This window comes from Bacillus sp. MAG717A (assembly GCF_036884855.1).
GTDB classification, from domain to species: Bacteria; Bacillota; Bacilli; order Bacillales; family Bacillaceae; genus Bacillus; species Bacillus safensis.
On sequence record NZ_CP145733.1, the window covers coordinates 2,351,367 to 2,373,929 of the forward strand.

A 22,563-nucleotide genomic window follows, 5' to 3' on the forward strand; every position below is an offset into this window, starting at 1 on the left:
ATGAACGGAGGCACATTTACACCAGGTACAGAGAAAAAGCGTCCTGGCATTTACTTTAATTTTAAAACAACAGCAGAGCAGCGAATTACTTTAGGGGATCGAGGTACGGTGGCACTTCCCCTTGTGATGAGCTGGGGAGAGCCAAAAACCTTTATTTCCGTTTCAAATATGGAAGATTTAAATAAAAAGGTTGGACTCAACATTGATGAAAAGTCACTTCTTCTTTTCCGTGAAGCAAAGAAAAAAGCGCAAACGGTCTTGCTTTACCGCCTAAATGAAGGAGAACCGGCCAAAGCCGAAATTGCTGAAAACTTTGTCGTCACAGCAAATTATGGCGGCCAAAAAGGAAATGAGATTACAGTACAAGTCGCAGAAAATGTACTTGATAGCACAAAACGCGATGTTATCACTTATCTTGGAACAGATATTGTGGATAAACAGGTCGTTACTGATGTCAAAGACCTTGTGAAAAACAAATACGTTCAATTTTCTGGTGAAGGTGCAGTCGTCATTACAGCTGGCGTGACACTAAAAGGCGGGAAAAACGGCGTGGCAAGTGTCGCAGATTATACAGCTTTCCTAGAAGCAGCAGAAACAGAATACTTTGATGTCATTGCACTTCCAGTCAATAATAGTGAGCAATTAAAAGCAACCTTCGCTTCATTTATTGAGCGTTTACGTGATAAGCAAGGACGTAAGGTGCAAGGGGTTGTGGCGAATTATGCAGCTGACCAAGAAGGAATCATCAATGTGACAAGCGGTGTTGTACTCGAAGATGGAACAGAACTAACACCTGCTCAAACAACAGCATGGGTCGCAGGGGCAAGTGCCGGGGCAAACTTTAATCAGTCACTGACCTTTGTTGAATACGAAGGAGCAGTCGATACATTAGAACGCCTTGACAACGATCAAGTAGAATACCGATTATCACAAGGGGAGTTCCTCTTCACCTTTGATGCGAGAGATCGTACCGTGAGTGTTGAAAAAGATATTAACTCCTTGACAAGCTTCACAACTGAAAAGAACCAGCAAATGGCGAAAAACAAAATCATTCGTGTACTTGATGCGATCAACAATGATTTAACATTCGAATTAAAAAATCTGATTAAATTACGCAAAGCCAATGGAAATGACATTCCAGCATCAGATGATGGTGTGCAGCTTGTAAAAACACTGATTACCCAGTATCTCACACAGCTTCAAGATGGCAGCGGCATTACAGGCTTTAATTCAGAAACAGATATCGTGATCGGCCTCAATGAAGATCGTGATGGATTTATCATCGATTTAGCGGTTCAACCAGTAGATGCAGCAGAAAAATTCTATTTCAATGTGGAGGTGAAGTAAGATGGCTTTTAAAGCGCAAAATACAATTTCAGGTAAAGAAGGTCGTCTTTTCTTAGAAGGTGAGGAGCTTGCATTTATCAAAACCTTCGAAGCAAACGTGGAGAAAAACAAATCAGAAGTGAACGTCATGGGCCGCCGAATGACTGGCCATAAAACAACGGGAGCAAACGGAACAGGAACGGCAACCTTCTATAAAGTTACGTCCCGTTTCGTTCAATTAATGCTCAATTATGTGAAAAAAGGAGAAGATCCATATTTCACTCTTCAAGCTGTCATTGACGATAAATCATCAGGCCGTGGCACTGAGCGTGTGACATTATTTGATGTCAACTTTGATTCAGCTAAAATCGCTGGGTTAGATGTTGATTCAGAGGCGCTTGAAGAAGAAGTTCCTTTCACATTCGAGGACTTTGATCTGCCTGAAAAGCTGAAGAATACATTCTAAGAAAAGTGAAGGAAATTAGCTAATTAATTAGCAAAATAACAACTGAATATGCTATAATGCAGTTGTAATACAACCGTCTTGAAGCCGTCTTAATTTCGTCTGGTAACGTCTTGTATTCGATTAATTAAAATATGTTTACATGCAAAGCATTTTGCATAAAATAAAAAGAAGCCAGGATGCTCTAACATCCCGGCAATGTACAATGAGGCCCTTTAAGGGGCTGGCTTATCGAATAGGTTCTTTAGGTAGACTTCCCTTTAACCTTCCACAGCTCAAGGGGGAGTCTATTTTTTATCTATATACGTCAACAAAGTAAAGATAAACATCCCGAATAAAAGCATAAGGGAAATCGCTTCAAATGTTGACATATGCATCATCCCCTTCCTATTGGGGATGAGCCAGACGCCCTTGAGCAAGCCGTTCAATTGTACAATTTAAATTATACATGAAAAGATTGGAAAGCACATTCAAAAAATGGATGTGCTTTTTTGCATTCAAAAAAACATAACAAAGGGAGTTTTTAAACATGAGTGAAAAACAAACATTTGATCTTTCATTTTTTATGCCAGGACAAACAGTAGAAGCGGAAGAAGTCAAAGTACCAATTTCTAAGCGTTTTGTTGATAAAAAAGGGAATGTCATTCCTTTTGTCTTTAAAGCTATTACAACTGAACGTATTGATGAATTGGAAAAAGAAAACACAACCTTCAAAAATGTCAAAGGCAGAGGACGTGTAAAAGATTTAGACAGCCAGCGCTTCTATGCACGTATTGCGATTGAATCGACGATTTATCCAGATTTCCGTTCAAAGGAATTAAGAGAAGCCTACAGCACACAAGATCCAGTTGAAGTAGCAAAACGTGTCCTATCAGTCGGCGGTGAATATGCGAACTGGTTAAACAAAGCGATCGAAATCAACGGATTCGAAGATGAAATTGAAGATTTAGAAGAAGCAGCAAAAAACTAATAAAAGATGGGGATAAAGAAGCCGTGTTTTTATATTACGCGATGCACGAACTTCACTACTCCCCATCTGAACTCCTTGAGTTATACGAATCACCAAGACCATTCAAAGCATTCCTTTTCGGACTCATCAGCTATAAGCTAGACATGCTAGAAAAAGAAGCAAAGAAAGGAGGTAAATAAATGGCAAAACTTACAGCGCGATTTGAATTAGAAGACCGGGTGTCGAAGAAGTTATTACGCATTCAAAAACGATTTCAAACGTTTGAGAAGCAGCTCAAACCATTCAGAAAACCAGTGAAAATAAGTCTGGAAATGGATGAAAAGAAGCTGAGAAATCTCACTTTATCACTCCGGAAAATTTCAGCTGTTTCCATGAGGCTAGATCAGGGAATCTATCGTGATCTAAAATCATTAAAAAATCAATTAAATATGTTACCGAATCATATGGTCATATCCATTCAAGCAAAGGGACTGGATGTCATTAAAACCAGCATAGATCGTTTGAAACAAGTGGGGACAAGTCCCATTATGCTGACGTTTAAATTGAACGATCAATTGTCAGGTAAAATATCATCAATCAAAAAATCAATCCTTCAGCTCATCAACAGAACGTACTATATGAGATTAAACATGGTTGACCAAGCCACCGCAGCAATTCAACGAATCAAAAAGACACTCAAAAGCTTGACGATGTCAAAACACGAAATCAGAGTGTCAGTTCAAGACAATGCAAAAAGTAAGCTGAAAAAACGAGATCAGGCAGAGTCTGTTGTGAAAGAAAAAACCATAAAAAAAGAGCCTGAGGCTGCTAGTCCGTCAGCTAAAACGGATGAACCTAAACAGAGTTTGCTACAGAACTTTGCCAATAAAGGATTAAATGAAATTCAAAAATATGCAGGTGACGTTGCAGACAAAGTGAAGGAAAAATTGAGTCCTAGAAAGTTTTGGGATGAAAAAGCACTTCCTTGGGTTGAAAATAAAATGGAAGAGTACAAACAAGATGTGATCGGAAGAATTAAAGAGAAGATTAAATTTAATCCTGAAAAAAAACTAGATCAATGGGTGAAGACTGGATTAGATCGTCTCTTTGGAGCAAGTGATCAATCAAGTGAAAATAGCAGTACCACTCCGGCACCAACAACAGCACCAACAACAGCACCAACAACAGCACCAACAACAGCACCAACAACAGCGCCAACAACGGCTCCGACAACTGCACCAACATCAACACCATCTAATTCGGCACCTAAAACGCAGCCTAAGCCGCGAGGTGGAAAAGGTTTGTTTCGCAGTAGTTGTTGCCCTTGTTGTGCAAGAGGTATAAGCAGCCGAGGATCTACTAAAGCGAGAAATGGCCGTTCACCGAGACGATCAACAAATCCAAATGCCACATCAAGAACCGAAATGAATAGAAGGCCTCCAAGTAAATTAGGGAAACTGAAAACAAATGCAGGTAAGTTATTTGGAAAAATCCCTAGTGGACTAAAGAAAGGTGCGGGTATCGCAGCTTCAGTTGGTGGCCTTACGGGTCTAATGAAAGGTGGCAAGGGGTTAAGTGGACTAGGGGATGCGGTGAAAAATATCGGTAAAGGGAGCGGTAAATTATTAAAGAAAGTACCTATTCTAGGTGGTTTACTTAGTGCAACAAATTTAATCGGTATGAAAAAAGAGAATGCTGGTGAAAAGATCGGTACGACTGGAGGCGGTATCGCCGGCGGGATGGCAGGTGCAGCAGCAGGTGCAGCTATTGGAAGCGTAGTTCCAGGAGTAGGTACAGCCATCGGCGGTCTTGTAGGCGGCATTGCTGGAAGTATGGGCGGCGAATCTATCGGTGAAACGATCGGAAAATGGTTTGATGGCGGCGGATTTGAAAAGATTGGCCAAAAAGCCATTGAAATCAAAGACCAAATTGTTGAAGTTTGGTCAACAGTTGCGACTTGGTTCACAGAAAATGTCTGGACACCATTAAGCAGCACGGTTGTCACAGTAGCATCATCGATCTGGTCGAGTTTAGTCAATGCCTGGACGTGGATCCAAGAAACATTCAGTACAGTTGCAGGGTGGTTTATTGAAAACGTCTGGACACCGTTAAGCGGTACAGTCGTTACGGTAGCAACGACCATCTGGTCAAGCCTAGTCAATGCCTGGACGTGGATCCAAGAAACATTCAGTACAGTCGCAGGGTGGTTTATTGAAAACGTCTGGACACCGTTAAGCGGTACAGTCGTTACGGTAGCAACGACCATCTGGTCAAGCCTAGTCAATGCCTGGACGTGGATCCAAGAAACATTCAGTGCAGTTGCAGGGTGGTTTATCGAGAACGTTTGGACGCCGCTAAGCAGCACAGTTGTTACAGTCGCTACAGGGATTTGGACAGCATTATCAAATGCATGGAAAAAGATACAATCAATCTTTGGAGCTGTATCGACATGGTTTATGGAAAATGTGTGGAATCCACTTGTAGATACGGTAGGAACCATTAAAGACAGTTTCGGGGAAAAGTTTGAAGAAGCGTATAAAGTCGTGACAGATATATGGGATGGATTATCCAAATGGTTTGAGAATAACATTCAAAAGCCGATTGTAAAAGTAGCAGAATCCATTAGTAAGGGGTTTTCTGCAGCATTTGGCTGGGTAAAAAAGATTTTTGACAAAGCAGGCGGTATTGTAGATGTAGTAATAAATTGGATCGTTGGGAAGAAAAAACCTGATAATAACGCCACAGGCGGCTATATCACCCAGCCAACCTTATCATGGGTCGGTGAAGCAGGTAACGAATTTGTCATTCCAACTCAAAATAACCGAGGACGCGGAAAGATGCTGCTGGCACAGGCCGCTTCTCAACTTGGAATGTCTGTTGTACCGAGCGGAGCGGCAGGAAATTCAGTGTCAAGCTCTCCAGCTCCTACAGCAGTAGCTGCATCATCTTCTGTCGGTTCAATAGACGGATCGGTCTCGATGACTGGAGACATTCAAGCCTCTAGCATTGGCGAGCAATTTAATAACGATTTTGAACAAGGGTTAAACCGCAAAGTAATCTCCCTTGATCAATGGAAACAAAAGAATATTCAGCAACCTTTTGGTCAATTGACATCAGACTCAGGAAAGTATGGTCAACAAACGGTTTCAGCCTTTGCAAATGGTCAGCAGATGACACCAACAGGAACAGCCAGCTTCTTACAAAGTCGTGTAAAAACACCATACCAACAAGTCATGACCGCATCACCAACTTGGGGTTCTGGAACGGTGAGTGGTTTTGCAACAGGCCAAAATGCCACATCAATTGGCACGAGCCAATACGTAGATCAACACATCAAACAACCATTCCTGCAAGCAAAACAAGAATCACCAAGCTGGGGTTCAGGAATGATTGACGCCTTTAACAGCGGTATGCGTTCCAAAGGAAGCGAAGTCACGCAAGCGGCCAAAGAAATGGCGAAGAAAGTAGAACAGGCGTTTAGAGAGGAATTAGACATTCATTCCCCTTCACGCGTCATGATGAGTCTTGGGAAATTTGCATCGATTGGTGTCGTCAAAGGGCTCGATTCAGTTGATGTGAAAAAATTTGCTGAAAATCAGGCTGGTTCATTAATTGGAGCCTTCAGCGGCATGGGAGCTTCAAATCTTAATGTGAAGCAATGGCTCATGGCGGCCATCATGGCAACTGGCACATCTATGAGCTGGCTTCCAGGTCTGATGACCATCGCGCAGCATGAGTCACGTGGAAATCCGAGAGCGATCAACTTATGGGATTCCAACGCCAAAAAGGGAACACCTTCTAAAGGCTTAATGCAAACCATTGGAACGACGTTTAACGCCAATAAAGGCAAGGGCATGAATGACATTTGGAACCCAATTCATAATGCCGTTGCAGCCATTAACTACATTAAGGGCAGATATGGAACAGTCTTCAATACGCCGGGATTACGAAGTATGAGAAGAGGCGGCCCTTATAAAGGCTACGCAAATGGCGGATTGATTACTCAAGAGCAGGTGGCTAGAGTCGGTGAAGGAAACAAACGTGAATGGATTATTCCCGAGGAAAGAGGCATTCGCGGAAGGTATTTATTGACGCAGGCAGCTAAGGCACTTGGGATGCAAGTTTATGATCCATCAAATGCATCTGCTCCTTTACCAGAAGCACAGATGCATCAAGTCACCTCAGCTGAGTCTACTGGTAGTACAACATCGTCAGGTAATAAACAAATCACGATTCAATTCAATGGAGATCAGCATTTCCATAATGGACAAGATCAGCAATCGCTAGTCGAAAAAATTAAACAAATGCTTGTAGATGAACTGGAAGTAGAGCTTCATACAGGAACAAAGGGGGTCGTGATCGATGGGTAAATCAGTGTATCAATTGTGGATTTCCCAAGGAAAGGACAAGTTGCGATTCCCTGTCCTTCCATCCGAACTCGAAATCACAAATAACGTACAAAATGAAACGGTAAAGGTCGCCTCTTTTGGAGAACTGACCTTTATTGACGTACCATCGGCGAAACAAGTATCATTCACCTCATTATTTCCTAAGAAATATTCGCCGATTGCTGAATATAAAAACATTCCATCACCAGAGAATGCGATCGCGAAAATTGAACGAATGATGCGTTCAAAGAAATCCGTGCGGTTGATTGTAACTGGAACAAAAATCAATATGACGTGCAGCATTGAAAGCTTCACACACAAGGAAGGGTCATATGATATTGGAGATCGTGAATTTACGATCGAGTTAAAGGAATATAAAACCGCATCGCCTAGGAAAATCAAACGAAAGAAAAAAGCAAAACAAACGAAAAAGAAGCGGCCTTCAAAAACACCACCAAAAATGTACACCGTCAAAAAAGGGGATACGCTATGGGCCATTTCTGGCAGGTTTTATGACGACAGTACAAAATGGCGGCGTATTTGGAATGCCAATAAATTAGCGATGATTAAACGTAGCAGACGCAATATTAAGCAGCCGGGGCATTGGATTTTCCCTGGACAAAGGTTAAAAATACCACAATAGGGGGGCTGGCATTGATTGAGCTTTTTGCCATCAGAAGCGGCACCATGTATGAGCTTGTCACAGAGAGTGTGACACTTCAGGGGCAAAGGTATCAAGCCCCTCGCTCTATTCAGGCAAATATTATCACAAAGCAAGGCAGTCAAACGTATTACCGTGTCTCGGAAGGAGACACGGTTCTTTTTAAATGGAAAGGAAAAGAGCTTTTTAGAGGCATCGTTTTTTCCCGAACTCCTGTTGAAGGGAAGATGACCTTTACCGCATACGATATGCTTCAATATTTGGTGAAAAACCAAGATGTCTATGTTTTTTCAAATCAAAGAGCAGATCAAATCTTAAGGCGGATTGGAGCTGACTTTCAAATTCCAATGACTTCTATTGCCAATACAGGACATGTCATCAAATCACTAGTCTTTAAAAATGACACGAGCCTGTATGACATGATATTGAAAGCATTGAAAGAAACGAAGCGGCAAACGGGAAGAAACTATCAAATCTATTCTGCTAAAGGCAAGATGGGACTGAGAGCCTGGCCTGACCCAGAGGACGTATGGGTCATTGAATCAGGCGTCAATCTCATCAGCTATCAATACAGCACCTCGATTGAAGAGACAGCCACTCGTGTTAAGATGCGTACGTCTGCTGATGAACAGGGGAAAAATAAGAAAAAAGGCAGTAAATCCGAGATTGTTGTGATCGAACAGGATAAAGCCGGTCAGAATAAATACGGTATTTTACAGCATGTTGAGACAGTCACGGGGCAAATTAACCAGCCGCAGCTGCAAAAAAGAGCCAAAGTACGGCTGGCAGAGAAAAAAGGCGTCAAACAAGAAGTCAAAAGCATCCAAGCGCTAGGAATTCCTGAGCTGCAAAGCGGTCTCCCAATCTATTTGAAAATTCCTGAAATCAACGTAAAAAAAACTTACTGGATCGATCAAGACAAACACGAATTCAGTGGGGTGAAACACACCATGACAATTGATGTTGTTGAGAAAAATTCCATGCCAAAGGGTGATCAAGCGTGAGATTAAGTGAAGCGATTAAACGATTGGCAGTGAATGCAGTAGACGCAGAATCTCCAATCGATCTTGTCATTGGAGAAGTCACGGCGGTTTCCCCGCTGAGCATCCGATTAAATGAAAATCATAAGCTGATCATTCCAGAAGAATTACTGATTTGGCCGAAGCGCTTAAATAAGGGTGAGGATGATGAGCTGAAAAGAGGAGACAGTATTATGGTGCTTGCAATGGCAGGAGGGCAGTCCTTTTACATCATCGACAAATTGTAAAGGAGGTGATGAACGTGGCACTTTCACCAGAGGAAGAAATCGAGGAAATAGAAGAAGACGAAGAGGTCGAAACCTCGTCGACGTATCGAATAGATTTTGAAACTGGCAGACTGACAGGCGAAACCATCTCAGGTATTGAAGCAATCCGGCAATTTATTTATATGACACTTAGGACAGAGCGGTATGCACATCCTATCTACAGTCACGACATTGGCACAGAAATTCAGGAGCTGTTGACGGATACAGAAGCCACGGATGAATACAAAGAAATGGAGATTCCAAGGCTGCTAGAGGAGGCACTGCTCGTTGACGAGCGGATTGATCATATTGAAGAGTTAGAGGTCACAAAGCAAAATGACTCGTTTCATGTCAAATTAGCTATTGTCACAGATGAGGGCACATTAGAAATAGAGGAGGTGATGGAGGGCGATGTTTGAGGAACAGACGTACGAAGCATTAATGGAAAGAATGCTGGACAGACTGCCAGATGATATAGATAAAAGAGAAAACAGTGTGATTTGGAATGCCTTGGCACCTGCTGCTGCTGAACTGGCCCAATCCTATATTTGGCTTGATCAAGTGTTTGAGCTGGTCTTTGCAGATACAGCACAAGGAGAGTTTCTAGATCGGCGGGCTGCTGAAGTAGGGATCGAAAGAAAACCAGCCACTAAAGCGGTTTGGTCAGCGGCCATTCAGCCAGAAAATATCAATATTCCAGCTGGCTCACGTTTTTTTATTGAAGACGTTTATTTCCAATATTCGAAGGATGGCACGCTAGAATGCGAGACACCTGGTAAAGCCGGTAATGTTCAATTAACAGATCAGCCGCTGCTGTCACTTGATACAATTCCAGGACTTGAATCGATTAAGATGAAAGAACTGGTAATACCAGGTCAAGAGGAGGAAGATGACGCTTCATTATACGATCGATATTTAATACGTGCGAGGCGAGAGGCTGTCAGTGCCAACAGGGCGCATTATAAAAAATGGGCTGAGGAAGTAGCCGGTGTTGGTAGAGCGAAAGTGTTCCCGCTTTGGAACGGAGAAGGGACGGTCAAAATTGTCATCACAGATGGCAATTTAGATGTTGCATCAGACCTTCTTGTCAAAAGGGTACAGGAATATATCGACCCAGTGCCAGGTGAAGGAGAAGGACAAGCACCTATAGGCTCAAAAGCAACCGTTGAAAGCGCCAAATGGCTAGATATCGACATAGAAGTGGCTGTCGAACTTCAAATGGACTGGACCCTTGAAGGAGCTCAGAAAGAAATAGAAGAAAAGGTCAAGACGTTGTTGAAATCAATCGCATTTGAAAAGAGTACCATTCGAATGTCCGCCTTAAATGATATTTTGTATCATTCAGAAAGTGTGTCAGATTATGCAGATGTGTTATTGAATGGCGAGTCGAAAAACTTAGTATTACAGGACATTGAGATTCCGCGTCTTAGGCAGGTGAAGGTTATTGAGCAAACAGGATGAAATGAAAAACTATTTGCCGCCATATTTTACAGAAATTTATGAAGTGGATCACCTGCTCAAGACAGAGGCACCGGAATTTGAGCAATTGGACGAATCCATTTTCGATTTAACGGATCAGTTCTTTCCTTTAACAGCGACATGGGGATTGAACAGATGGGAAAGAATGCTGAAGGTGCAGCGGGAATCAGATGATTCAATTGAACTGCGCAGGGCGCGCTTACTCAATATGATGTCAAATATTCCACCAATCACGTATCTTTCATTAGAGAAATCAGTGAATCGCTTTCTCAAGAATCCAAGTGCTGTCATCCGTCTCACAACCAATCGTTATCACTTCGCCTTACGTGTGAATCTAGATGATCTGCAAAACACGAGATATATTGTAGAAATTCTTGAAACGTTAAAGCCTGCTCACTTGGCTTATACGTTCACTGCTTTTCATCATACCGACGTACATGAAAAAAATGATCATCACGGGAGGCTCACACTGCGCAGCAGGGTGGGTTTTTTCGATCATATCCCGATTTTACTCAATGGTGAATTTGTCTTAAATGGTACGTTTTATCTCAGTGGAACACGAGGTACAACGGATGTGCCTGCTCGTTTTCGGCATTCATTAAACATGAGAATGCGGCTTCAACATCAGTCAGAAACAGCACATCGCATGAACTATGTCATGACTGGAGCAGTACATGAAACGAAGCAAGGAGCGGCATTGACTTTACGCACAAAAAATCATCTTCAGCATCAAACCAAAAAGAAGATGACATTCCGTCTGCCTGTACATGTCCAAACTGAGCAGGGGGGAAGCTTACTGATCAAGGACCATTACTGGATTCTTGATGGATCTGTTCCGCTGGACGGATCAAAAATGCTCGCAGCAACTTCTAAAAAAATAGAGTTATAAGGAGGATCACAATGGCTGATCAATTAACCGTAACAACACTGTATGCACGTCAACAAATGGCAAAGGCAAGAGCAGAAGGAACAAAACTCACAAAAGTCGTCAAAATGGCATTTGGAAATGGGGGAACGAAGGATGGAAAACCGATCTCTCTCGACGGTACCGAACAAGCACTCAAAAAGGAATTAGTTCAAAAAAATATTGATTCATTTACCTTCATGGAACCAGCAAAAATCCGCTATACCTGCACGATTGCCGAAGGAGAACTGGCAGGAGAAGTGATCAACGAACTAGCACTTGTCGACGAAAACGGCAAATTCACCGCCATCCGCACCATGACAGACAAACAAAAAGACGGCGACATCGAATTCGTTTTTGAGATTGATGATATTTATTAATGGAGGGATTTTAATGGAAATAAATTCACCGAAAACATTTGAAACTAGTGACAAAGCTCATGCTGATTTATTCAATGAAATGGTCCAAACCTTGCTTGAAAACGACAATGGACTGTTAGAACAGCTTACGAGTCACACTCAAGATATGAACTTACATGCATCTGAAGAAGAAAAGAAAAAATGGAATGACTCGCAAATCTATAAAATAACTGCAGATAATGGTATGCAGCTTATCAATGTCTCAGCAGATTCAAAAATATTTGATGCGATTAAGGATAAAGGAACATGTACATTTTATGCAGCTCCTGGAGTAGAAGATTCTCCATCATCGTCAAATATATCACTGAGAGGCATGCAAATAGTAGGCCAAAATAACATAGGGGCAGGCTTTGCGGTAGATATAGCAGGGAAGGCATACAGCTTTTATTACAATCATGGGCATATGACTATTACTTGGACACCTCTTCCGAGTATAAACGATTTAAATAAATGGAATGGAAGTCAATTAATTAAAATTACTAATGACACAGGTGGTGTTCGTGTATCTGTAGATGCAGCAGATAGTCTTCTAGATAAAATATCTGAAACTGGTAAAACATTCGGCACTTTTTATTCCGTGGCTGGTGCAAAAGATAACCCCTCTGAGTCATCTGCCAGAGGATTTTATCATTTTACTTCGTCTGATAGTAATAATAAAGGAACTTATGGATGGGTCATTGCTATTGATAACAAAAACAACATGTATACGAATTACCTTGATCTAAATTTAGGCTGGCAAGGCTGGAGACGTAATTTGAGTGAGGCTGATCAACAAATTACATGGACCACACCAAGACTTTTAAACGGATGGAAAGAATATAGTTCAAGTGCGCTGCCTATTCGTTTTGGTAAAAATGCTTTGGGAGAAGTGGAGATAAATGGTGCTGTTAGAGATGGTGCCTTAGGTGAAATTCCTGTTTTTGTCCTTCCAGAGGGATATCGCCCGAAACATTCTGTTTATTATGTGGGGGTTGCTTCTAGTCTTGGTACATCTGGGATACCACAATATCATCGAACATTTATCTCAAATGACGGAAGAGTATGTGTACAATTTTCCTCTAACTCTGTCAACCCTACAGAATTCATTACTTTTTTAATTAAATTCAGTACATTATAGGAGGAACTAAAATGTGGATTTATAAATATAATGATCAATTGATTTATATGCCTGGTGAAGAAAAACTCATCAATGAACATGAAAAAATTCCTGAAGGGTTTACCGATGTACCTCCTCCTGTTGAATCGTATATTGCAAAATTTAATCCTAAAGAGCAGAAATGGGAGGAAACAGCTACGCAAGATTATATCGATAGCCTAAAAACAAAACCATTACCTAATGATCTTGAAATATTAAAGGAGCAAAATGCCTTTTTAACCAAACAAATGACACAGATATTACATGACATAAAAGAATTAAAATCACTTTAAAACTTTATAAGGGGGAGAAATATGGTTTTAAAAACACCGCGTTCTTTTGAGATAAATGACAAAGCGCATGCAGATTTATTTAATAAGATGATACAGATCTTGATTGAAAATGATACAGAACTATTAGCTCAAATTCATCATCATGCAGAAGATACAAACCCTCACGTCTCTAATTCAGAAAAGAAGAAATGGAATGAATCACAGCTATATAAACTAACAAATGATAACGGGTCCCAATTGATTAATATCCCTGCTGGTGGCAGTATCTATGAGGAGATTAAAGCGATAGGTGCTTGCTCATTCTATGCCCCAGGAGGTTCAGGAGTAGTTGATTCTCCTGCTATTGGGAACGCTGCATTAAGAGGCTTCCAGCTTGTAGGACAAAACAATATTGGTGTAGGAATCGCAATTGACACATTAGGCAATGCATTTTATTTTTCCTATTATGTAAAAGACATTGGAATCAACTGGGTGCAAATGCCGACTCGAAATGAAAAAAACAAATGGGATGCAGGACAATTATCTAAAATCACTGCTGATGATGGAAAAGCTTTTGAAAGAATTAATGCGGATGATCCTAGCATTTTAGATAAGCTGATAAAATTGCCGGGAGTTCACTCATGGTACATCCATGAAGCACATCCAGATCTTCCGACAAGAAGTTCCATGAGGGCTTTGTCTGTTTTTAGTGAAAATACCTACGGCTGGATCATCGGTGCAAACAATACAGGAGATGTCTATATTAATCGTTCAACAACTGATGTAACAGGTACTCAACAAGAGTGGAGCGGTTGGAAACGTCTCAATGACCATAATCTATTAAACTCAAAGGGATTAAGACTTTCAATGCCAATAGGTACCGATATTTTAACGCTGCCATCCGGATTTTACTTTGCTGTTGGATCTAATGTTGTAAATATGCCTGTCGATAATGATTCTTCTTGGTTTAATATCGATATCTTAGAAACTGTAAATGGTAGAAAGACTATTCATATCATTAGAAGTTATGACAACACTCATTGGTTTGGTACGGTTCATACTGACGGTGTTTTCAAAGGGTGGAAAAAAATAGTAACTGATGCTGATTTTGAAAGTGTCAAGTGGCTAGATGTCACACTAGCCAATGGTTCCTCTATTGGAGACAGACCGGTCCAATATGTTAAATGGGGAAACTTATTATTGTTAAGGGGCCATCTGAAAGCAAATAGAGAAGTGATCTGTGGAAGTATTCCAAATACAGGCTTACCCGATAAAGGCATAGTAGTATCAGTCCCAGTATCAGGCACAACAGGTCATAGTAAACTATATATATATAAGACAGGAGAGCTAAAACTAACTGGTTTACATGCAGTGAACAACAGTGCAGTAACTGGCTATTATTTTGACACAGTCGTCCCATTAAATTAAGGAAGTGATAAAGATGATACAAGCCTATGAATACAATCATCAAAATGAATTGGTCAGACCTATCGAAGTGTTCGAAAGGGATGATGAAGGCAATTATGTCATTCCAGAGCAATGCACAACAATTGCACCACCCAATAATCCTTCATTTTATAAAGCAGCATTTGATGTGGAAAAACAACAATGGTATGAATCAGCGACACAAGAGTATATAGATAGCTTAAAATCAGCCCCTCTCCCACCAAGTGATATAGAACTTTTAAAGAAACAAAATGCTTTATTATCAAAACAATTAACGAAGCTATTGGCTATGCAGAAAGGGAGGACTTCAGAATGATGTTTCCAACTGTAGCAGATATCAAACAATTTTGGGATTGGCAGTGTTACGGCCCAGAGGACATTGCATTTTATGTAAGCATCGGCTGGATCTCGGCAGATGACTATCAACACATAACAGGAGACAAATACGAAGCCTAATGGCTTTATTTTTTTGCCGGAAAAAAGGTGATTGCGATGGCGTTAAAAAACTATTAAATCATAAATTATTCTCAATCTCATTGAAACAAAGGAGAGAACAAATTGGATATAAAAACTCCTCGTTCTTTTGAAACGAGTGATAAAGCTCATGCTGATCTATTCAACGATATGTTGAAAATACTGATTCATAACGACACTGGTCTATCAGAACAATTAACTAATCATATCGATGATTCGAGACAGCACTCTTCAGAACTAGAAAAAAAGAAATTGAATGAGTCGCAGCTATATAAAATTACAGGAGATAATGGAGTACAACTTTTAAATATTCCTGTCGGCTCAAAAATTTATGACTCAATTAAAGACAAAGGGACATGTACATTTTATGCGCCCAGTGGAATAGAGGATAGCCCTTCACAATTCGCCATTAGAGGGATACAGACAGTGGGACAAAATAACATTGGAACAGGTTTTGCGATAGATACATCAGGCAATGCATATTACTTCTACTATAATTCTAGCCATTTGTCTATCACTTGGACTCAGATTCCGACAGCAGCTGAAAAAGATAAATGGAACAACAGTCAGCTTCATAAAATAACAAGGGATAACGGTCAACCCTTTTATAAAGGTACAAGTGAGACCACCGACTATAACGAAATTACGGAAACAGGAATGTATCTCGTTTATAATGCAGGTCTAAATGGTCCACAAGGGATCAAAAGGGCATTTATGATTGTTATCAGTTATGGGAATACCCTGCTACAAGCTATCTATGATGCAGTCAATGGTCTGAACTCTTTTTATAGAATTAGGAAGACTGACTATACATGGACTGAATGGGAAAGGCAGCTCACAGTTAAAGATTTAAATGCTATTCAAGCATTTCCTATTACCAATCCAGATGGTTTTGGAAAATTTCACATAATCAATTCTGTTGATTTTCATGACATACTACCTCGTTATAAAGGTTTTGTCCATTTCACCTCAGACACATCAGCTATTAACGGACCAGGTGTTGCTTTACGAGGGGTTTGGGTATGTAATAGTGCAGGAAACTACGGTTCTATTATTGCTTTTGATAATCTCGGCCGGACATGGCGAAAAACAGTTGTAAATAGCGTATGGTCAAAATGGGAACGTTTGTTAACCAGCGCAGAGCAAATAGAATGGAAATCCCCGACAACAATAATAAATGGATGGAAACAATACGGCACTCAAAAAGTGCAATTTTATAAGAATCCATTTGGAGAGGTAGAGTTAATTGGTTCTATTACAGGGGGTACTATCGGTTTTGCAGTACCTGTTTTTACATTGCCAAGTGGTTATCGTCCTATACAGGGAATGCATTTCATAGGGGTAGCATCTAGTATTGGTGCTGGTTCAACACCGCAAACACACAGGACACATATTGATACTGATGGTAATGTGTATATACAAAGTGTCTCCAATTCAACAAACCCAAATGAATTTATTACTTTCGGCTTTAAATTCATGGCGGCACAGGAGGGATGAAAGTGAACTGGATATATAAATACGACGAAAAATTCAATTACCTTCCAGGGGAAGAAATAGAAATTGAAGAGGATGCAGACATCCCAAAAGGATATACAAATGTAAGACCTCAAGATGGTTTGTACAAAGGTAAATACAATGAAACGAAAAAAGCATGGTATGAGTCGGCAACACAGGAATACATTGATAGCTTGCAGCCAAAAACGCTGCCACCAACAGAAATTGATCTATTAAAACATCAAAATGTTGACCTGCTTCAGCAGCTTACAGAGTCAGAAAAGAGAGTAGAAGAACAATCAAAAACAATATCAGAACTTATCATGTTGCTGAATGAAAAGGGGGTCATTTAATTGGATTGGTTCCGTAGTATTTCATTGTTCTATCAATGGAAGTGTTATGAAAATGAAGATGTAGCAAAATTTGTTCGTTTCGAGAAGATTACGCCGGAACAATACAAAGAAATAACAAAAGAAGAATATCCAACAAACGCTGAATAGGCGTTTTTATTTTGCCTTCTTTAAAATGGGCAAAGTGAGGGAGTAGGTGAGTGCAGTGGAAATGGATTTGACTCAATATTTAATGACACAAGGACCGTTTGCGGTGTTGTTTTGTTGGGTGCTGTTTTACGTATTAAACACAACAAAGGAACGAGAAAACAAGCTCAATGAGCAAATCGAGGCGCAAAATGATGTACTAGCAAAGTTTAGTGAGAAGTATGATGTCGTGATCGACAAACTCGACAAAATAGAACGAAATTTAAAATAGGAGGAAAGATCATGAAAACATTCGACAAAGGCACTGTGATTCGCACAGTGCTTCTTTTTATTGCTCTGATCAATCAAACGCTTGTCATGTTTGGACAGACGGTGCTGCCGATTAGTGAGGAGCAAGTACAAACCGCAGGTGAAGCACTTTATGTGGCAGGTTCTACGATTTTTACTATGGTCACAGCGGTAATAGCTTGGTTTAAAAACAATTATGTGACCTACAAAGGCCAATTACAAAAAGATGCTCTGAAACAAAGAGGGCTAACAAAATAATACTTGAAGGAGAAACGACATGGTGAAAATCATTCAAGCATTGATCCCAAAACAACATCGCAACAGACCAGGAAACACGATGAAGCCGCTCTATATTACAGTGCATAATACGTCAAACAGTGCAAAAGGTGCTAATGCGGCCAGTCATGCAGCGTTTGTTGCACGTTCAAGTACAGGTGTCAGCTGGCATTACACTGTTGATGATCAGGTGATTTATCAGCATTTACCGTTAAACGAAAACGGCTGGCACGCAGGGGATGGCAGAGGCACCGGCAATATGAAGTCAATTGGAATTGAAATTTGTGAAAATGCAGACGGTAACTTTGAACAAGCAGTCGAAAATGCCCAATGGCTCATTCGCAAGCTGATTGGAGATTTGGGGATTCCTTTATCAAATGTAGTGCCTCATAAACATTGGAGCGGGAAAGAGTGTCCAAGGAAACTTCTTGGACGATGGGATCAGTTTAAAGCTGGCATAGCCACAGCACATACCGGCAGCAAAAGCACAAGAAAACCAGTTCAGGCAGAAAGCTTGAGCCACAAAGCACCCGCTTCCAAACAGAAATCGTCAAACCTGCCGTCGGGCATTTTAAAAGTAACCAGGCCCTTAACAAAAGGCCCTCAAGTCACAGCCGTCCAAAAAGCCTTATCTTCCCTCTATTTTTACCCAGACAAAGGGGCAAAAAACAACGGGATTGACGGCTATTATGGACCGAAAACAGCGAATGCAGTCAAGCGTTTTCAGCTTATGAACGGCTTAGCTGCAGACGGAATTTACGGACCGAAGACGAAGAACAAAATCGAACAATTGCTGAAAAAGTGATGATGTATAAAAAAACTATCAGCAAGTGAGGAAATGCCTCCTTGCTGATAGCTAACAAAAAATAACATCTTTTGTGATATAATCAACCAAATCACTATTGTGAGAGGAGAGAAAAATGAAAAAAGAACTGTTCCAGATCATCATGCTGTCAGCGTTGCTCATCTATTTCATTTATCACGGAATGACGAGTGATTTTCCTGTGTCCTATACAATCATTCTCATCGTTACTTATCTTTCTGTGATTACATACCGCATCATAAAGTTATTAAGACTAAGAAAAAACAAAGAACAAACAGAACTGTAGAAGATATGTACATAAAAAAACCATCCTTGATTTCTCAAGAATGGTTTTTCGTATGGAGCATAGCGGGATCGAACCGCTGACCTCTACGCTGCCAGCGTAGCGCTCTCCCAGCTGAGCTAATGCCCCGAGGTATGACGACATAATTTATTATAATCAATCCTCCTGTGAAATTCAAGCTGTAAAACGTAAACACATCGTCTATTTTTCCTTCTGCTCAATTGGAATATAATCAAAAATTTCACCAGAATGAACAGATTGGGCTAATCGTCTCAACCAGTCATAATAGGCTTTTGAGCTTTCAAGCTGCTCAATGAGCTGCTGCGCTTCCTCTCTTATATGTTCCTCTAGCTGATCATCATGCGCCACCTCTTGAAGCTGCTCTTGCGCTTCTTCAATTGCCGTTAAATTCACCTCAACCTCTCGTTCCCATTTTTGTGGAAAAAAGTTAGTGAAAAACTTAAAAAAGTCTTTTTCAGCAACAAAGCTGTGTTTTCTTCGGCCACGGTGAAACGTCTTTTTGACAATATTCATGTCTTGCAGCTTTTTCACACCTGTGCTCATACTCGGCTTACTCATTTGCAGCTCTTCACGCATTTCATCCAGAGTCATTTCCTCATTTAAATACATCGTCCCATATAGAATACCTGCACTTCGTGTAATGCCATAGAGATCCATCGTTTCAGCTATGGAATCAATGACTAGATCTTTAGCAGCTAAAATACGATCTTCTGCTTGCGGCTGTTCCTGCTTTTTCATTTTGTCCCTGCTTTCTATTAAGAAAATTCAATCCGTTCAAAAAAATCTTTATGGACTATATGTTAACGGAAGAATACAAAATGTCAAAATAAATGAAGCATATTTCCCTTTGACAGAAAAATTTGAACATGATAAGTTAATTATGTTCAAAACGTTAAATTTTTATTTAACAAACTTACTAAAGAGAATCAGAGGAGGTTCCTTCTATGAGTCAAACGCTATTTATAGACGGACAATGGGTTGGCGCTAAAAGTAGCGACACACGGGATATCATCAATCCGTTCAATCAAGAAGTGATCGCGACAGTCAGCGAAGGATCTAGAAATGACGCGCAGCTAGCCATTAAAGTAGCGAGAAAAGCCTTCGATCAAGGGGACTGGGCAAACCTGCCTGGACTTGAAAGAGGAAATATTGTGTTTAAGATAGCTGAATTGATTAGACGTGATCTTGATGAACTAGCCAAATTGGAATCGCTTGATACAGGCAAAACATTAGAGGAAAGCAAGGCAGATATGGACGATATTGCGAACGTGTTCCAATATTACGCAGGTCTGGCTGATAAAGATGGCGGGGAAATCATTGCATCGCCAATTCCAAACTCGAAAAGTGAATTAGTCAGAGAGCCTGTCGGTGTATGCGGACAAATCACTCCTTGGAACTATCCATTGCTTCAAGCAAGCTGGAAAATCGCTCCTGCACTTGCGGCGGGAAATACAATCGTTCTAAAGCCAAGTGAAATCACACCACTCACCACAATAAAAGTATTTAAACTCATGGAAGAAGCGGGCGTTCCAGCAGGCGTTGCAAACCTAGTGCTTGGACCTGGGGCAACCGTTGGTGATGAGCTTGCTGTAAATGATCAAGTAGATCTGATTTCATTTACAGGCGGTATTGAAACAGGGAAGAAAATTATGCAGGGAGCCAGCGGGAATGTGAAAAAAATAGCCCTTGAGCTTGGCGGAAAGAATCCGAATATTGTGTTTCAAGATGCTGATTTAGACGTAGCGGTTGACCAGGCAATGAATGCTGTGTTTTTCCATGCAGGGCAAGTGTGTTCAGCGGGGTCACGTCTGCTGGTGGAAGAATCCATTCATGATGAATTTGTAGAAGAACTGGTGAAGCGTACGAAACAAATCAAGCTAGGCAACGGCTTTGATGAAGTGACGCAGAGCGGACCGCTCATCTCAGCTGAGCATCGTGAAAAAGTAGAAAAATACGTCAGCATCGGTTTAGAAGAAGGCGCTAAGTTAGAGACAGGTGGAAAAAGACCTGACGCAGAGGAGCTGCAAAATGGGTTCTTCTACTTGCCGACCATTTTCTCAGGCTGCACGTCAGATATGCGGATTGTGCAGGAAGAAGTCTTTGGACCTGTCCTGACAGTTGAATCCTTCCGTACAGAGGAAGAAGTCATTAAGCTGGCAAATGATACGATTTATGGATTAGCAGGAGCTGTGTGGTCTTCGGATATCAGCAAAGCCGAAAGAGTGGCTCGGCAATTAAGATTAGGCACGGTTTGGATCAATGACTTCCATCCTTATTTCGCTCAAGCACCTTGGGGTGGCTACAAGCAATCAGGCATTGGGCGTGAATTAGGACGCACGGGACTTGAAGAATATACCGAGGTGAAGCATTTATATCGAAATACAAAACCTGAAGCGGTTCATTGGTTTAAATAAAAATTACGCATTTGGAGGAGATTCTATATGACACTAAATATGAAAATTGAAAGCATGCAGAAATTCCATACATTTGAAATTCCGACTGTCATCAAACACGGCATTGGTGCAGTTAAACATGTAGGGGAAGAAGTAAAAGCATACGGCGTTTCAAAGGTATTGCTTGTAACAGATCCCGGCATTTATCAAGCGGGCGTGGTGGACCCCGTAATTGCTTCATTAAAAGAAGCACAAATTGATGTCGTTCTATTTAATAAAGTAGAGCCAAATCCGCCAGTCCGTCTAGTGAACGAAGGATCTGCTTTATATGAAAAAGAAGGCTGTAATGGATTAATTGCAGTAGGCGGCGGCAGCTCAATGGATACAGCAAAGGCAATTGGAGTAGAGGCGACTCATGAAGGCTCAGTCCTTGATTACGAAGCGGCAGAGGGGAAAAAACCGCTTGAAAACAGAATCCCGCCATTAACCACTATTCCGACAACAGCTGGTACAGGTTCAGAAGTGACGCAATGGGCAGTCATTACTGATGAAGAAAGAGAATTCAAATTCAATACTGGTGGACCTCTTATTGCAGCTCATCTTACAGTGATTGACCCAGAGCTTCATGTATCCATGCCGCCTCATGTGACAGCAATGACTGGAATTGATGCGCTTGCTCACGCGATTGAATGCTATACGATGAAATTTGCTCAGCCGATTACAGATGCGGTAGCGCTCATGGCCATTGAATATGCAGCTCATTATATTCGCCGTGCCTTTGCTGATGGTGAGGACTTAGAAGCCAGATATGGAATGGCACAAGCTGCGATGCTTGCCGGGCTTTCTTATGGAAGTGAATCAGCTGGCGCTGCACATGCGATGAGTCAAACACTCGGAGGCATTATTCCTGTCGCGCACGGTCAGTGTGTTGCAGCGATGATGGGACCAGTGATGGAGTATAACTGGAAAGGGTATCCGGAAAAATTCGCTCGAATTGCGCAAGCGTTTGGGATTGATACAAGCAGAATGTCAATAGAGGAAGCAGCCAAATCAGCCGTGAACTGGATGTATGATTTAGTAGAAGATTTAGAAATTCCTTCATTAGAAGAACAAGGTGTATCAAAAGATATGATTGATCGTTTATCTAAAGAAGCGATGAAAGATCCGCAAACAGTAGGAAACCCAAGAGATCTAAACGAAAAAGCATACAAATGGATATATGCGCGCTGCTTTGAGTTAACACCTAAAACAGTGTAACAATGAAAAAAGGCTCCCAAAAGGGAGTCC

General features: G+C 41.0%; 27 protein-coding genes and 1 tRNA gene. 26 read left to right on the top strand and 2 right to left on the bottom strand.

The window, feature by feature from the left end; all coding sequences use genetic code 11:
• The 24 genes from V6Z54_RS11985 to V6Z54_RS12100 all read left to right on the top strand — a co-directional run bounded on the left by V6Z54_RS11985 (position 1) and on the right by V6Z54_RS12100 (position 18,865).
• Positions 1-1,347: a phage tail sheath family protein gene (locus V6Z54_RS11985; protein WP_269102307.1), complete on the top strand. Its 1,347-nt coding sequence runs from the start codon at positions 1-3 to the stop codon at positions 1,345-1,347.
• 1 nt (position 1,348) lies between these two features.
• Positions 1,349-1,792 carry a phage tail tube protein gene (locus V6Z54_RS11990; RefSeq protein ID WP_024423257.1) on the top strand — a complete coding sequence of 148 codons (444 nt, stop codon included), beginning with the start codon at positions 1,349-1,351 and terminating at the stop codon, positions 1,790-1,792.
• Positions 1,793-2,318: 526 nt separating this feature from the next.
• Positions 2,319-2,759: a phage portal protein gene (locus V6Z54_RS11995; RefSeq protein WP_012011040.1), complete on the top strand. Its 441-nt coding sequence runs from the start codon at positions 2,319-2,321 to the stop codon at positions 2,757-2,759.
• A 41-nt stretch (positions 2,760-2,800) separates the two neighbouring features.
• On the top strand, positions 2,801-2,938 hold the full coding sequence (locus V6Z54_RS12000) for a hypothetical protein (protein WP_095357030.1): 138 nt from the start codon (positions 2,801-2,803) through the stop codon (positions 2,936-2,938).
• Complete coding sequence (locus V6Z54_RS12005) at positions 2,939-7,108, top strand: transglycosylase SLT domain-containing protein (RefSeq protein ID WP_338527362.1); 4,170 nt, start codon at positions 2,939-2,941, stop codon at positions 7,106-7,108.
• Positions 7,101-7,769: a LysM peptidoglycan-binding domain-containing protein gene (locus V6Z54_RS12010; RefSeq protein WP_338527363.1), complete on the top strand. Its 669-nt coding sequence runs from the start codon at positions 7,101-7,103 to the stop codon at positions 7,767-7,769. The genes V6Z54_RS12005 and V6Z54_RS12010 overlap by 8 nt, the downstream gene beginning before the upstream one ends.
• 11 nt (positions 7,770-7,780) lie before the next feature.
• The gene (locus V6Z54_RS12015) at positions 7,781-8,791 is read left to right on the top strand and encodes a hypothetical protein (protein WP_041085439.1); all 1,011 of its coding nucleotides are present in this window, start codon (positions 7,781-7,783) and stop codon (positions 8,789-8,791) included.
• Positions 8,788-9,054, top strand: a complete 267-nt coding sequence (locus tag V6Z54_RS12020; RefSeq protein ID WP_024423253.1) for a DUF2577 family protein — start codon at positions 8,788-8,790, stop codon at positions 9,052-9,054. The genes V6Z54_RS12015 and V6Z54_RS12020 overlap by 4 nt, the downstream gene beginning before the upstream one ends.
• A gap of 14 nt (positions 9,055-9,068) precedes the next feature.
• A complete protein-coding gene (locus V6Z54_RS12025; RefSeq protein WP_041085444.1) occupies positions 9,069-9,491 on the top strand; it encodes a DUF2634 domain-containing protein in 423 nt (140 codons plus the stop codon).
• Positions 9,484-10,533 (top strand): baseplate J/gp47 family protein, encoded by a 1,050-nt coding sequence (locus V6Z54_RS12030; RefSeq protein WP_269102287.1) that lies wholly within the window; start codon positions 9,484-9,486, stop codon positions 10,531-10,533. Before V6Z54_RS12025 ends, V6Z54_RS12030 begins: the two co-directional genes overlap by 8 nt.
• Entirely contained in the window at positions 10,517-11,440 is a 924-nt protein-coding gene (locus tag V6Z54_RS12035) for a YmfQ family protein (RefSeq protein WP_073979161.1), read from the top strand. The genes V6Z54_RS12030 and V6Z54_RS12035 overlap by 17 nt, the downstream gene beginning before the upstream one ends.
• An 11-nt stretch (positions 11,441-11,451) precedes the next feature.
• The gene (locus V6Z54_RS12040; protein WP_338527364.1) at positions 11,452-11,835 is read left to right on the top strand and encodes a phage tail protein; all 384 of its coding nucleotides are present in this window, start codon (positions 11,452-11,454) and stop codon (positions 11,833-11,835) included.
• Between the two features lie 13 nt (positions 11,836-11,848).
• Positions 11,849-12,991 (top strand): hypothetical protein, encoded by a 1,143-nt coding sequence (locus V6Z54_RS12045; RefSeq protein ID WP_041085453.1) that lies wholly within the window; start codon positions 11,849-11,851, stop codon positions 12,989-12,991.
• A gap of 11 nt (positions 12,992-13,002) precedes the next feature.
• The gene (locus V6Z54_RS12050; RefSeq protein WP_041085455.1) at positions 13,003-13,302 is read left to right on the top strand and encodes a hypothetical protein; all 300 of its coding nucleotides are present in this window, start codon (positions 13,003-13,005) and stop codon (positions 13,300-13,302) included.
• A gap of 21 nt (positions 13,303-13,323) precedes the next feature.
• Positions 13,324-14,709 (top strand): hypothetical protein, encoded by a 1,386-nt coding sequence (locus V6Z54_RS12055; RefSeq protein ID WP_338527365.1) that lies wholly within the window; start codon positions 13,324-13,326, stop codon positions 14,707-14,709.
• A gap of 13 nt (positions 14,710-14,722) precedes the next feature.
• Positions 14,723-15,043: a hypothetical protein gene (locus V6Z54_RS12060; RefSeq protein WP_269102282.1), complete on the top strand. Its 321-nt coding sequence runs from the start codon at positions 14,723-14,725 to the stop codon at positions 15,041-15,043.
• Positions 15,040-15,183, top strand: a complete 144-nt coding sequence (locus tag V6Z54_RS12065; protein WP_338527366.1) for an XkdX family protein — start codon at positions 15,040-15,042, stop codon at positions 15,181-15,183. Before V6Z54_RS12060 ends, V6Z54_RS12065 begins: the two co-directional genes overlap by 4 nt.
• A gap of 102 nt (positions 15,184-15,285) precedes the next feature.
• Entirely contained in the window at positions 15,286-16,698 is a 1,413-nt protein-coding gene (locus tag V6Z54_RS12070; RefSeq protein WP_338527367.1) for a pyocin knob domain-containing protein, read from the top strand.
• Positions 16,695-17,048 carry a hypothetical protein gene (locus tag V6Z54_RS12075; protein ID WP_338527368.1) on the top strand — a complete coding sequence of 118 codons (354 nt, stop codon included), beginning with the start codon at positions 16,695-16,697 and terminating at the stop codon, positions 17,046-17,048. Before V6Z54_RS12070 ends, V6Z54_RS12075 begins: the two co-directional genes overlap by 4 nt.
• The gene (locus tag V6Z54_RS12080; RefSeq protein ID WP_008361668.1) at positions 17,049-17,195 is read left to right on the top strand and encodes an XkdX family protein; all 147 of its coding nucleotides are present in this window, start codon (positions 17,049-17,051) and stop codon (positions 17,193-17,195) included.
• 55 nt (positions 17,196-17,250) lie between these two features.
• Positions 17,251-17,463 (top strand): BhlA/UviB family holin-like peptide, encoded by a 213-nt coding sequence (locus tag V6Z54_RS12085; RefSeq protein WP_008344062.1) that lies wholly within the window; start codon positions 17,251-17,253, stop codon positions 17,461-17,463.
• 11 nt (positions 17,464-17,474) lie between these two features.
• Positions 17,475-17,738 (top strand): phage holin, encoded by a 264-nt coding sequence (locus tag V6Z54_RS12090; RefSeq protein WP_019743388.1) that lies wholly within the window; start codon positions 17,475-17,477, stop codon positions 17,736-17,738.
• A gap of 19 nt (positions 17,739-17,757) precedes the next feature.
• Positions 17,758-18,561: an N-acetylmuramoyl-L-alanine amidase gene (locus V6Z54_RS12095; RefSeq protein WP_338527369.1), complete on the top strand. Its 804-nt coding sequence runs from the start codon at positions 17,758-17,760 to the stop codon at positions 18,559-18,561.
• 115 nt (positions 18,562-18,676) lie between these two features.
• Positions 18,677-18,865 (top strand): hypothetical protein, encoded by a 189-nt coding sequence (locus V6Z54_RS12100; RefSeq protein ID WP_041085470.1) that lies wholly within the window; start codon positions 18,677-18,679, stop codon positions 18,863-18,865.
• Between the two features lie 53 nt (positions 18,866-18,918).
• Here V6Z54_RS12100 and V6Z54_RS12105 read toward each other — a convergent pair.
• Together V6Z54_RS12105 and V6Z54_RS12110 are read right to left on the bottom strand one after the other, a co-directional pair.
• Positions 18,919-18,991: transfer RNA gene (locus V6Z54_RS12105), tRNA-Ala, on the bottom strand.
• Positions 18,992-19,063: 72 nt separating this feature from the next.
• The gene (locus V6Z54_RS12110) at positions 19,064-19,621 is read right to left on the bottom strand and encodes a GbsR/MarR family transcriptional regulator (protein ID WP_041085247.1); all 558 of its coding nucleotides are present in this window, start codon (positions 19,619-19,621) and stop codon (positions 19,064-19,066) included.
• A gap of 206 nt (positions 19,622-19,827) precedes the next feature.
• On the opposite strand from V6Z54_RS12110, the gene betB reads away from it, so the two are divergent.
• Positions 19,828-21,297 carry a betaine-aldehyde dehydrogenase gene (gene betB, locus V6Z54_RS12115; RefSeq protein WP_338527370.1) on the top strand — a complete coding sequence of 490 codons (1,470 nt, stop codon included), beginning with the start codon at positions 19,828-19,830 and terminating at the stop codon, positions 21,295-21,297.
• 27 nt (positions 21,298-21,324) lie between these two features.
• Positions 21,325-22,533, top strand: coding sequence for an iron-containing alcohol dehydrogenase (locus V6Z54_RS12120; RefSeq protein ID WP_073979169.1), 1,209 nt, complete (start codon positions 21,325-21,327; stop codon positions 22,531-22,533).
• Positions 22,534-22,563 lie beyond the last annotated feature (30 nt).

Coding starts and splice junctions, on each gene's coding strand:
- V6Z54_RS11985 (WP_269102307.1), top strand. CDS start 1: ATGAACGGAGGCACATTTACACCAGGTACAGAGAAAAAGCGTCCTGGC.
- V6Z54_RS11990 (WP_024423257.1), top strand. CDS start 1,349: ATGGCTTTTAAAGCGCAAAATACAATTTCAGGTAAAGAAGGTCGTCTT.
- V6Z54_RS11995 (WP_012011040.1), top strand. CDS start 2,319: ATGAGTGAAAAACAAACATTTGATCTTTCATTTTTTATGCCAGGACAA.
- V6Z54_RS12000 (WP_095357030.1), top strand. CDS start 2,801: ATGCACGAACTTCACTACTCCCCATCTGAACTCCTTGAGTTATACGAA.
- V6Z54_RS12005 (WP_338527362.1), top strand. CDS start 2,939: ATGGCAAAACTTACAGCGCGATTTGAATTAGAAGACCGGGTGTCGAAG.
- V6Z54_RS12010 (WP_338527363.1), top strand. CDS start 7,101: ATGGGTAAATCAGTGTATCAATTGTGGATTTCCCAAGGAAAGGACAAG.
- V6Z54_RS12030 (WP_269102287.1), top strand. CDS start 9,484: ATGTTTGAGGAACAGACGTACGAAGCATTAATGGAAAGAATGCTGGAC.
- V6Z54_RS12040 (WP_338527364.1), top strand. CDS start 11,452: ATGGCTGATCAATTAACCGTAACAACACTGTATGCACGTCAACAAATG.
- V6Z54_RS12045 (WP_041085453.1), top strand. CDS start 11,849: ATGGAAATAAATTCACCGAAAACATTTGAAACTAGTGACAAAGCTCAT.
- V6Z54_RS12050 (WP_041085455.1), top strand. CDS start 13,003: ATGTGGATTTATAAATATAATGATCAATTGATTTATATGCCTGGTGAA.
- V6Z54_RS12055 (WP_338527365.1), top strand. CDS start 13,324: ATGGTTTTAAAAACACCGCGTTCTTTTGAGATAAATGACAAAGCGCAT.
- V6Z54_RS12060 (WP_269102282.1), top strand. CDS start 14,723: ATGATACAAGCCTATGAATACAATCATCAAAATGAATTGGTCAGACCT.
- V6Z54_RS12065 (WP_338527366.1), top strand. CDS start 15,040: ATGATGTTTCCAACTGTAGCAGATATCAAACAATTTTGGGATTGGCAG.
- V6Z54_RS12075 (WP_338527368.1), top strand. CDS start 16,695: ATGAAAGTGAACTGGATATATAAATACGACGAAAAATTCAATTACCTT.
- V6Z54_RS12090 (WP_019743388.1), top strand. CDS start 17,475: ATGAAAACATTCGACAAAGGCACTGTGATTCGCACAGTGCTTCTTTTT.
- V6Z54_RS12095 (WP_338527369.1), top strand. CDS start 17,758: ATGGTGAAAATCATTCAAGCATTGATCCCAAAACAACATCGCAACAGA.
- V6Z54_RS12100 (WP_041085470.1), top strand. CDS start 18,677: ATGAAAAAAGAACTGTTCCAGATCATCATGCTGTCAGCGTTGCTCATC.
- V6Z54_RS12110 (WP_041085247.1), bottom strand. CDS start 19,621: ATGAAAAAGCAGGAACAGCCGCAAGCAGAAGATCGTATTTTAGCTGCT.
- betB (WP_338527370.1), top strand. CDS start 19,828: ATGAGTCAAACGCTATTTATAGACGGACAATGGGTTGGCGCTAAAAGT.
- V6Z54_RS12120 (WP_073979169.1), top strand. CDS start 21,325: ATGACACTAAATATGAAAATTGAAAGCATGCAGAAATTCCATACATTT.